Source organism: Virgisporangium aurantiacum (assembly GCF_016863635.1).
Classification (GTDB): Bacteria; Actinomycetota; Actinomycetes; order Mycobacteriales; family Micromonosporaceae; genus Virgisporangium; species Virgisporangium aurantiacum.
Genome location: NZ_BOPG01000081.1, coordinates 1 through 10,385, shown reverse-complemented (window position 1 = coordinate 10,385; position 10,385 = coordinate 1). Strand labels below are relative to the sequence as shown.

Below are 10,385 nucleotides of genomic sequence, written 5' to 3'. Positions count from 1 at the left end.
CAGGTCGCCCCGAGCCTGCGCACAGCGACGGCGCGGCGCTCCCGGTCAGCCCGGAAACGCCGCGTCGCCGGACGCAGGCGGTTCGTCACCCGATCAGGCCGGGTACATCGCCGCGCCGTGGACCGCGTCGGTCCACAACAGTGTCTTCGTCGCCTTCACCACGTCTTTGCCGAGATCGGCGGTGTAGCCCGCGATCTTGTTGGCGTTCTCGTACAGCGTCGTGTTACGGCCCTCGTGGCCGTACGTGCCCTCCCAGAACGGCCCGCCGTACGAGTCCTTGCTGCCGATGGCCGCGCCCTCGCGGCCCTGCAGATAGGTGACCTTGCTCGAGGTCGAACTCTTCAGTTCGCTACCCAACGAGTCGAGCGACTGACCGGCCAGGATGACCGCGCCCACGTCGCGGAACCGCACATAGCTAGGCATCCTTCTTGTCCCCCAGTTCGGAGTCCTGGATCGTCAGCAGGTCGGGCCCGCCCGGGCCCCGGGTCTCGGCCAGCGTCCGGAGGTCCTTCGGCAGCAGCTCGTCGCGCAGGTCGCGACTCTGGCGCTGCGAATCTTCGACCGCCTCGCGAACGGTCTCCATGATCGCGGCGGCGAGCGTCTTCGAGTCGGGGTTGCGGAACACGCGCGGGTCGAGTTCGAGATCGATGAGCTGGCCGCGCGGCCCGACGACCACCTTGATCAGACGGTCCTTCGAACTCGCGGTGCCGCGGATCTCGAGGATGCGCCGCTGGGTCTCGCCGAGATTCTGGCGGGCACGCTGGAGATCGCCGATCATACTGCGCACAACGGACCAGTCAGGACGATCCACGTGGCCCTCCCCCGATGGTCAGCTCGCCAGGTCGTTCCATCAATCTAGCCACGTCAGTCCACGAAGCGAAACTTAAAAGTGCAGCAGAGGTGCTGTTGGTGGAGATCGGTTAAGCTCGACATCGACGGTATCCACGCCATTCGACACACGGGGAGTCGCCATGGCACCCGACGACAGCGAGCCGACGGGCGAATACGTCCCGTCGTCCGAGGCCAACACCACCGGGTCCTTCCTCACCGATCCCAAAGACGGGTCGCGGGTGATGACCGAGGGTGTCGGCGTCAAGGCGAACCTCAACGACATGACGGCCTATTCATCCGATCTGAACCAGATCCAGATGAACTTCGGGCACATGGGCAACGACCTGATCAGGCCCATGGAAAGCCTCATCGAGGGCGCGTTCGGCGGCACCGACAACATGCTCGAGTGGACGCGGTTCATGAACCAGCTGTCACGCCACAACGTCAACCAGTTGTCGACGTACTTCCGCAACACCGCGCTGGGTGTCATGAACGTGGCGATGGCCGCACAGGTCGTGGCGAACGTGTACGCGTCGACCGACACCACGAACGCCGCCAACCTCAACGCGATCCTGTTCGCGTTCGGTGACAAGTCGCAGGCGCCCAGCACCATCCCGAAGGACTTCCTCAAGGAGCTCAAGACCTTCGAGGACCTGCAGAAGGAGAATCCGGCCCCGCCCGGCGAGGTTCTCGACGGCGACCCGGAGAGCAACACGAAGGTCACGCAGGACGGCAACAAGACGATCGTCACGGTGACGCTTCCCGACGGTCGCACGATGCAGACGGTCACCACGCCCTGGTCGACGTACCCGGGTGGCCCGTCGGGCGAGAACAAGACCGTCACGATCAACGGCAAGCAGGTCACCAGCACGAGCATCACCACGGTCAACTCGGTGACGACCGCGACCACCACCACGAGCTTCTACGACGACAAGGGCAACCGGACCGACCAGGTCACCGGGCGTACGAAGACGACCGTCGAGGCGGTCGGCACCGACATCCGGACCAGCACCGAGTCCACGTCCTACACGTACGACGCGGCGGGCCAGAAGAAGCTCGACGAGTCGACCACGCAGTCGCAGGTGCAGGTGGGCCTGGAACGGCCGACCGAGGAAATGATGACCATCGACGACGATCCGGCCATGAAGAAGAAGATGGAGATCGCACCGCCGCCGGAGCCGGACCCCGATGACATCATCCTGGCTCCCGGCCCGCTCGACGGGCAGCAGCACGGCGGAAGCACGTCCGGCGGAGTTGTCGCGTAACCCGTACGGCCTGATCCAACGGCATGCGCGGCTGACGCGGGAAGGAGCGGTCGATGGCTGACAACTGGGGCGCGACGGTCGACACGACCAACTACGGGAACACCGTTCTCGGCCATGACGACTGGACTCCGGAAGACGCCTGGTTCAACCCGATCAACTATTCGACCAGCACCTACACCATCACGATGCTCAAACCGATGGTGATGAACCAGCAGCCCTTCCACATCTCGGCGCTGGCCGACCAGTTCCGCAACGCGGGCAAGCTGCTGAAAGAGCTGGAGACCAACGTCCGGGCGCAGAGCGAGAAGCTCTACAACGACGGCTGGACCGACGGCCTGGCCCGCAACACCTTCATGCAGAAGGGGCCGGGCAAGGTTCTGGCGTACCTGCAGCAGTGGCAGGAGGTGATCGTCAAGAACGAGCAGGGGCTGCGTCACCTCCTCGACCCGATCACCCATTCCCAGAGCGAGATGGACCGGATCTGGAAGGAGTACGAGGCCGCGGTTCAGCAGGCGGGTGACCCCAACAACGTCACCGGCTCGGAACTGAACGGCATCTGGGAGTGGTACGACATGAACCCCTTCAACGACCTTCAGGAGCTCGACAACCTGCTGCTGCAGAAGGTCGACAAGGTCAAGGAGAAGTACGACCAGATGGCCCGCGACCTGGTGCAGACACTGGCCGGGGCGTACTGGGAAGGGTTCATGACCATGCGCGACGGCGTCGGTGCCGCGTACGCGCCGCCGAACGTCATCGCCGCCGCGCCCGGTAGCGAGGTCCCGTGGTTCACGCCGCCGATGCCCAGCATGCCGAACCTGAACACGGCCGGGCTCAATCAGCTGAACGTCAACGCGCAGCAGTTGCAGCAGAACCTCAACGCGCAGCAGTTGCAGCAGTTGCAGAACGGGCTGCAGAACGTCCAGAACCTGCCGGGGCAGCCGCCCAACCCGAACCTCCCGGGCCTCGGGCCCAACGGGCTGCCGACGAACCCGGTCATCGGTACTCCGAATCCCAATCTCAACCAGCCCGCTCTCCCGCCCGGCGTTCCCGCCGGACTGGGTGGGCTCGGGCCGCGGGGGATGCCGGCCGGCCTCAACGCACCCAGCCTGGGAGCGATGCCGGGGGCCCGGGGCGCGGTCAATCCGAACGGGCTCAACGGGCTCTCCGCGCCGCCCGGTCTCGGCAGCGGCCTGTCGCGTGGTGTGTTGGGCAGCCCGCGGGGCGCGAACGGCTTCGGCGCGCTTCCGCCGCCCGGTCGCGGCCTGGGCAAGCGCCAGGGTCCGCGGGAAGGAACGCTGCGCTCGCCGGCCGCCAACTACACGGCCACCGGATCCGGTGCGGGCGGTCCGGGCGCGGTACCGAACTCCCTGGGCCGAACGTCGGGTGCCGGCGGCCGGATGCCGCCACCGGCGTCGGGCCTGGGTCGTCGCCAGCCCGGTAGCCGCGCCACGGGCGTGCCTTCCGTGCGCGCCGGCGGCCTCGGCGTCCCCGAAGCCTTTTCCCGGGGTTCGATGCCGTCGCCGGTGTCGCCGGTGCTCGGTCGGCAGAGCCGCCGGAAGGCACGCCAGGGCACCGACGTCCCGGTCGTACCGCCGGGTCAGCGCGGAACGTTCGCACCGCCCACCGCCACCGCGCCGGTCCTCAACGCCGCCACGGCCCGCGGCGCGGGCGGCATTCCGCCGCCGTCGGGCGTCCCGCCGCAGCGCCGCACCCGCCGCCAGCAACAGCGCATGGCGGCCGCGTTCGCCGCCCTCGCCGGCGGCGGTCCGGGCGGCCCGAACGATCCGGCTCTGCCGGGTCCGCTGGGCGCCCTGCAGGGTCTCGGCGGAAGCGGCATGCCGTTCGCTCCCGGTGGCATGCCGCCGGGTCGCCGCGACACCAGCCGGTACACCGGTCGTCCCGCGGCCAACCTGGTCGGCAACCCCGACTGGCTGGTCGAGACCGGGCCCGACGAGGCGTCGTCCACCGCTCCGGTGCTGCGTAACCAGATGGCGGGCGATCCGGAGACGGGCGCCGGAACGGGCGCAATGCTTCCGCCGCAGGCGGGTGCGACCGCGCCCGTCCTGGGCGGTTCACGGGCGGCGGTCCGCCGGGCGATGGCCGACAACCGCAACCGTCCGGGTGCCCGCCAGACGGCACCGACCGAGACGGAACTCGCCCGCCGCACGCGCGAGACCGAGCCGGAGGCCCGTCCCGGCGAGGAAGAGGCGTTCACGGTCCAGACTCCGGGTGGTCCGGTGCTGGGCAGCACTCCGGCCCGTCCGGAGGAAGCGCCGCGACCGACGATCGGCAACGCCTGAGTCAGCGGGGGCGGCCAAGCCGCCCCCGCTTCGTTCATCAGATCGCGCGGACCCTCAGCGGTGCGGAGCGCCCAGCTGCTTCTCGATGTCGGCCAGCGTCAGCCGGACGAACCGCTCCTCGCCGCCGATGAGCACCGCGAGCGCATCGTCGTTGAGCGTCTGCATCCAGGCGCCGGCCTCCGAACTCAACCGCATCGTCGATGCGATGAGGTCGGCCTCGGCCTTGCTGAGCCGCTGTGCCATGACGACACTCGACTCCTGCAACGTCGGGACGCCGTACGTGGTCAGCTGGCGCAGCACGGTGAGCCGGGTCTGCCACGGGCCGAGCGGCGTCGTCGACGGTGCGCCGGTGAGGCCCACGTCGTAGAGGAGCAGCGCCGGTTCGTGCGCGCTGGCCGGCACGAACACCGTCTGATCCGGTGGGAACGTGGCAACCCGGCCGGCGCGGCCGGTGGCCCACTCGCCGAACCCTTCCCAACGCTCCGGGGTAGCGGTGAAAATCGCGACCCGCGCTCCGAGCGCGAGGGCGCGGAGGGTCAGCAGGTGGAATGCCCACTCGCCGCCGACCAACGCCACCCGGGTCGGCTCCGGGCGGAACATCCGGATCGACGCGGTGGCAGAGTCGAGGTCGTAGCCGAGCACCATGCCGGCGCCCGGCATCGGCATCCCGAGCAACGCCAACGCACCGTCGGACGCGGTGTGGGCGCCCACCCGCAACGTGGGCATGTGCCGCCGCGACCCGACCCGCCCGTTACCGTTGACCCCGGGCGCACCGGTGCCGCCGTAGATGGTCCCCTGCGTCGGCGGACTCGGCGGCGTCCGCACCGGACGCGGTGCCGTGGCCGGCGCCGCCGGTGCCTGTGCAACGGCCGCCGCCGCGGCAGCCGCCTGCGCGGCCTGTTCCGCGGTGCGGGTCCCCACGATCGCCGGCGCACCGATCCGCGACGTCGCCGCGGTATCCACCCCACCGGTCGACTGCGTGGTCTCCCCACCCGGTTGCCGCGACGCCGGTTGGACGGTCGCTCCGGGTTGCTGATACGTGCCTGGCTGCTGAACGGTCGCTCCGGCCTGCGGGACCGCGCCCGGCGGCGGAAGCGCGCCGGGCTGTTGGACCGTGCCGGTCTGCTGGACCGATCTCGGCTGCTGGAGCGTGCCGGGCGGTGGCGCCGCGGACTGCTGACCGGCCGGCTGGGCCGGCGGCATGCCCTGCCGCGGAATGGCCGGCTGCGGCGGGACACCCTGCTGGAGCACCCCCGGCTGACGCACCGCCTGCTGCGTCGCGGCCTGCTGCGGTACGCCCTGCTGCGGGACGCCCTGCTGCGGCACACCCTGCTGCGGGATGCCTTGCTGCGGCACCCCCTGCTGCGGTGCCCCTTGCTGCGGCACGCCCTGGGGGCCACCCTGTTGCGGCACGCCCTGCTGGGGTGCCCCTTGCTGCGGCACCTGCTGTGGCTGTGCGGGACGGGCCACCTCGGGTGGTGCCACGGCGGCGGCGCGCCCAACCGTGCCCGGCCGGGGCATCGCCTGCGCCGGCCCCGACGGATACCCCGCCGGCGGCACCGCTCCCGGCACCGCACCGGGAGGGCCGCCCGGCCACCCCGGTTGCCCAGGCTGTGCCGCGTGCCCCGGATGCGGCGGCTGCCCACCCTGGCCCGGCTGCCCGCCTGGGGCCGGATACCCAGTTTGCCCGGGATGCCCCGATTGCCCCGTATGCCCCGGCTGCGGATGCGCATACCCACCCGGCGGCTGCCCGCCCGACGGCGGCCGCACCTGCCCCGGCACCGGTGCCTGCCCGGGCCCACCGATGTACCCGGGCGCCGGCGGAACCGACGCCCGCCCGCTGCTGGGCGGCACCTGGCCACCCCCCGGCGGGGACGGGTGCGGATACAGGTTCGCCGGCGGTCCCGTGCCGGTGATCCGGACCGGGGTGGCCGCCTCGTCGTCGTCGGGTGGGGGTGGGCGTTCGTCGTCGGGACGGCGGTGGGGGCCGTTGATCGTCACTGGGCACCGCCGCCGGTGGGGGCCGTCGCGTAGGCGGCGGGGACCTGCTCACCGTCGAGGCGGAGGACGGAACCGCCGAACCTGTGGACGATCTCGCGGACGGCGGTGGTGGTGGCGTCGAGGCCGTACTCCTTCGTCGACACGCGGACCAGGCACCGGAAGTCGGTGTACTCCTCGTGCGCGTCGAGGGTGAGGCTGAGGGTGGTGGACGCGGCGGGCACGGCGGCCAACTGCTCCAGCATCGCCGCAGCCTGGTCGGGCTGCGGCCAGTTGCTGACCCAGAACGTCGCGTGCGTCAGGTGCGCCGACCGCCAGTTCTCCCACGTCTCCTTCGGCGGCTCCGCCGTCGGGTCGCGTTCCAGGTCCAGCGAGCGCACCAGGGCGTCGAGCAGGCCGTCGGTGTCGAGGGCCTGGTAGCTGACGCCGTCGCGGCGCATGACCCGGCCCATCCGGCGCACCAGGGCGGCCACGACGGCCGGCGCCTGGTCGATCGGGTCGGACTCGTTGACCCACGCGTCGAGGAACCGCCGCTCGTCGAGCCGCACCGACACCCACACGATGCGGTCGGCCGGCACCGTTCCGTGCTGGCCCAGCAGCTCCTGGTACGACAGCACGCACCGGTTGCGCGCGTCGATGTCGCTGGTGGGCGCCGGCACGCTCTGGACGACCAGCTGCACCACGGATCCGGGCTGGCCCATCTCGCGCAGTACCTGGGCGAGCCGGTCGAGCGGCAGCCGGCCGAACGACCCGGACCGCCCGAACTGCGGCTGCACCACGGCGGCGGCGCCGAACCAGCCGGCCTCGTCGCGGCCGACGCCGACGCGCTCGCCGTCGCTGGCCTCGTACGTGCTCACCCCGAGCCCGGGTACGACCACGTGCAGTGCCGCCAGCCGGGGATCGGGGTTACGGCTCGCGGTGGCGCCCTTGCGGCGACGCAGGCTGCGGGCGAGCATCAGCCGCTCCGTCCACCATCGACCCCGCCGCCGCCAGAACAGCCCCCACATGGCCAGGCCGAAGACGACCGCGGCCGCGATCAGCACGATCCACCCGGCACCGGCCGCGGCGAGCACCCCGACGAGCAGGAGTTCGGCCACCAGCAACTGCGTGATGCTGAGCAGCCCGATATGTCCGGGCCGGCGCCGGCGGAAGAGCACCACGGGGCTCGGCGGCAGCGGCGGAGCACTGCCGACGCGCGCGACCGCGCGGATCTGACCGGTCGCCTCACTCATGGTCGTGGTGTCCCCCGTTGTGGTTGCCGCGCGATGGGCAGACCCCTACGTCTATCCAGCCACCATCCTAGACAGCCACTGCCCCGCCGTCGCATCCGTCAATGCGGACGGACTCGTCGCCGCAGGTCAACGACTGGCCCGCCGGAGCCACGACTGCGCCTCGTCGACCCGGCCGAGCCGCTCCAGGACGTGCGCGAGGTTGTTCATCGCCCCGGAGTCGCCCGTCACCGCACCCTGCCGGAACCACCGCTCGGCCTCCGACCACCGCTCCGCGCGCAGGTATTTCATCCCGAGGTTGTACATGGAGTCACGATTGCCGGCCGCGGCCGCCTTCCGGTACCACTCCTCGGCCTCGTCGCCACGGTCGGTGCGGGCGAGCAGGATCGCGAGGTTGTGCATCGCGTCGCGGCTGCCGCCGGCGACCGCGCGCCGGTACCACCGCTCCGCCTCGTCGAGGCGGTCGGTCTGCTTGTAGAGGACGGCGAGATCGCTCATCGCGGAACTGTTGCCGGCCTCGGCGGCGGCGTGTAGCCACCGCTCGGCGACGGGCACCGACCCGCGCTCCTTGAACAGCAGGCCGAGCATGGCCATGGCGTCGGTGTCGCCGCGGTGCGCGGTGCGCCGGAACCAGCGTTCGGCGTCGTCTCCCTTGCCGCTTGCCCGGAACAGCGCGCCCTCGCTGCGCGCCACCTCGGTACGCGCGCGGGTGGCCCGCTCGCGCAACCGGCGCGCTCCCGCCGCGTCCCCCCGCATTTCCAGAATGTGGGCGAGATTGTCCATCGCCGCGGTGTCGCCGGCCTCCGCGCCCCGCTGGAACCACGCCTCGCTGTCGGACCGGTCGGGCAGGAGACCGGCGATATTGGACGCGTACGGGTTGCCCGCCGTGGCGCCCTGCTCCGCGAACCGCAGCGCCTCGCCGGCGCGCCCGTCGGCGGACAGCAGCACGGCCAGGTGGCGCGACGCGTCGCCGAACTCGGTCCCCGGTTTGCCGTCGGCCGCCGCGAGCGCCCGCCGGAGCCGCTCCTCGGCCTCGCCGGCGCGACCTTCGAGCGCCAGTTCCAGGCCCGCGACGAGATCACCGGCGTCGGCCGCGTCGGGGTTCGCCTCGGTGGTCAGCGACCGCAACTGATCGGCCGCCGGTTCGAGACCGGCCTCGGCCGCCTGCCAGAACAGGTCCCGTGCCTCGTCGACCCGGCCGGTCTGCTTGAGCAGCAGCCCGAGGTTGTGCGCCGCCTTGATGTTGCCGGCCTCGATCGCCCGCCGGTACCACTGCTCGGCCTCGCCGCTACGGGACGACTGGCGCAGCAGCACCCCGAGGTCGTTCATCGCGGCGACGTCACCCGCCTCCGCCGCGGCGCGAAGTTCCCGTTCCTCGATCGGATCCACCGATCGACCCTAGCCCCAGATGGCTGATGCCACCCGTACCACGAGTTCCAGCTTGCGTTTCTGGTCGTCCGCGGTCAGCAGGTTGCCCCGCGCGGTCGAGGCGAAGCCGCATTGCGGGCTCAGAGCAAGGTTTTCCAGGGGGACGTACCGGGCGGCCTCGTCGACGCGGCGGCGCAGGTCGTCGGGCGATTCGAGCACCGGCGTCTTCGACGACACGAGCCCGAGCACGACCGTGCGATCGGACGGCACGAACCGCAACGGCTCGAACCCGCCGGCCCGGTCGGTGTCGAACTCCAGCAGGAACCGGTCGACCTCGACCTCACCGAACAACCGCTCCGCGACCGGCTCGTAGCCGCCCTTGCCGGCCCACGCGCTGCGGTTGTTGCCACGGCAGAAATGCAGACCGACGGTGACGTCCGGATTCGCCGCCCGGGCCGCCCGCACCTGCTGGTTGTCGACCTCGATCGAGCGGGCCAGACTGTCGGTGATGCTGACCCCGCGCGACCGCAGGCCCGCCGCGAACTCTTCGTCCACAATGGACATGTAGCTCAGCGAGTCCAGTTGCACCCACCGCACGCCGAGGCTCACCAGTTCGCCGATCTCCGTTGCCTGCAACGCGGCCAGGTCGCTGATCACGTCACCCGGTGTCGGGTAGACCTGCTCGCTGATCCCCGGCGCCCACAGCATCGCGCCCATCGACGCGCTCATCATCGTCACCTTGAACAGACCCTGGGCGTGCGCGAACATGAACCCGGCCTCGGTCGCGGTGAGATTTACCTTGTGGAACAGCCGGTCCCGGGCGGCGACCAGCTGGAACCGCGTATCCTCCGGGTCGGCGTCGGGTGCGCCGTCACGGTGCCAGCCCAGCCCGGTGTTCGCGTCGACGGGCACCACCCCGCCGAGAGATTCGAGCGCGCCGGCCATCCAGGTCGCCCGCCGCACCTCGCCGTCGGTGAAGACCGGCATCCCGACGTCCCTCAGCATCGCGAGATTGGCCAGCGCCGCCCGGTCCTCGGCGGCGCGAAGCCCGTCGTGGGGAAGCTTTCCCGCGGCGAACGCTTGTCGCGCGGCGAGAAGCTGAGACGGACGCAGCAGGCTTCCCACGTGTTCCGCGTGAATCATGGTCATCCGACGCCCTCCCAGTCGATCGACAAAGATCGATGATAGACGGTTGACCGTCGAGACCCGTCCCGGACTCCCATCGTTGCCGCGGCGACCAGTCGAGTTGATCCCTCGACCGGCACCGAGGCACCTCATGAAACGCGGGACAGGCCGCTCCGCACCGCTCGCGGCCGCACAAACGCCAGCCGCGCGTCGAGCTTGCAGTTGTGCTCGGCTCTCCGGTCGGATGTGTGGGTCATGTCCGGCCGGGG

The 10,385-nt window shown here is 71.1% G+C and carries 8 protein-coding genes; 2 read left to right on the top strand and 6 right to left on the bottom strand.

Translation table 11 applies throughout. The features are described from left to right. Positions 1–93 precede the first annotated feature (93 nt). Both Vau01_RS50530 and Vau01_RS50525 read right to left on the bottom strand, forming a co-directional pair. Positions 94–423, bottom strand: coding sequence for a hypothetical protein (locus tag Vau01_RS50530; RefSeq protein WP_204008374.1), 330 nt, complete (start codon positions 421–423; stop codon positions 94–96). Continuing rightward, positions 416–778, bottom strand: a complete 363-nt coding sequence (locus tag Vau01_RS50525) for a YbaB/EbfC family nucleoid-associated protein (RefSeq protein ID WP_204008372.1) — start codon at positions 776–778, stop codon at positions 416–418. Before Vau01_RS50525 ends, Vau01_RS50530 begins: the two co-directional genes overlap by 8 nt. 193 nt (positions 779–971) lie before the next feature. Here Vau01_RS50525 and Vau01_RS50520 point away from each other — a divergent pair, with 193 nt between their 5' ends. Together Vau01_RS50520 and Vau01_RS50515 are read left to right on the top strand one after the other, a co-directional pair. Beyond that, positions 972–2,096: a hypothetical protein gene (locus Vau01_RS50520; protein ID WP_204008370.1), complete on the top strand. Its 1,125-nt coding sequence runs from the start codon at positions 972–974 to the stop codon at positions 2,094–2,096. Positions 2,097–2,149: 53 nt separating this feature from the next. Further along, positions 2,150–4,396 (top strand): hypothetical protein, encoded by a 2,247-nt coding sequence (locus tag Vau01_RS50515; protein ID WP_204008368.1) that lies wholly within the window; start codon positions 2,150–2,152, stop codon positions 4,394–4,396. Positions 4,397–4,450: 54 nt separating this feature from the next. Here Vau01_RS50515 and Vau01_RS50510 read toward each other — a convergent pair whose 3' ends face one another. The 4 genes from Vau01_RS50510 to Vau01_RS50495 form a co-directional block, all read right to left on the bottom strand. Next, on the bottom strand, positions 4,451–6,397 hold the full coding sequence (locus tag Vau01_RS50510; RefSeq protein ID WP_204008366.1) for a hypothetical protein: 1,947 nt from the start codon (positions 6,395–6,397) through the stop codon (positions 4,451–4,453). Further along, complete coding sequence (locus Vau01_RS50505; RefSeq protein WP_204008364.1) at positions 6,394–7,626, bottom strand: type VII secretion protein EccE; 1,233 nt, start codon at positions 7,624–7,626, stop codon at positions 6,394–6,396. The genes Vau01_RS50510 and Vau01_RS50505 overlap by 4 nt, the downstream gene beginning before the upstream one ends. 126 nt (positions 7,627–7,752) lie before the next feature. Further along, positions 7,753–9,012: an SEL1-like repeat protein gene (locus tag Vau01_RS50500; protein ID WP_204008362.1), complete on the bottom strand. Its 1,260-nt coding sequence runs from the start codon at positions 9,010–9,012 to the stop codon at positions 7,753–7,755. Positions 9,013–9,021: 9 nt separating this feature from the next. Continuing rightward, the gene (locus tag Vau01_RS50495; protein ID WP_204008360.1) at positions 9,022–10,140 is read right to left on the bottom strand and encodes a uroporphyrinogen decarboxylase/cobalamine-independent methonine synthase family protein; all 1,119 of its coding nucleotides are present in this window, start codon (positions 10,138–10,140) and stop codon (positions 9,022–9,024) included. Between the last annotated feature and the right edge of the window lie 245 nt (positions 10,141–10,385).

Excerpts from the sequence above, each read along its gene's own strand:
- Vau01_RS50530 (WP_204008374.1), bottom strand. The coding sequence starts at position 423 with ATGCCTAGCTATGTGCGGTTCCGCGACGTGGGCGCGGTCATCCTGGCC.
- Vau01_RS50525 (WP_204008372.1), bottom strand. The coding sequence starts at position 778 with ATGATCGGCGATCTCCAGCGTGCCCGCCAGAATCTCGGCGAGACCCAG.
- Vau01_RS50520 (WP_204008370.1), top strand. The coding sequence starts at position 972 with ATGGCACCCGACGACAGCGAGCCGACGGGCGAATACGTCCCGTCGTCC.
- Vau01_RS50515 (WP_204008368.1), top strand. The coding sequence starts at position 2,150 with ATGGCTGACAACTGGGGCGCGACGGTCGACACGACCAACTACGGGAAC.
- Vau01_RS50505 (WP_204008364.1), bottom strand. The coding sequence starts at position 7,626 with ATGAGTGAGGCGACCGGTCAGATCCGCGCGGTCGCGCGCGTCGGCAGT.
- Vau01_RS50495 (WP_204008360.1), bottom strand. The coding sequence starts at position 10,140 with ATGACCATGATTCACGCGGAACACGTGGGAAGCCTGCTGCGTCCGTCT.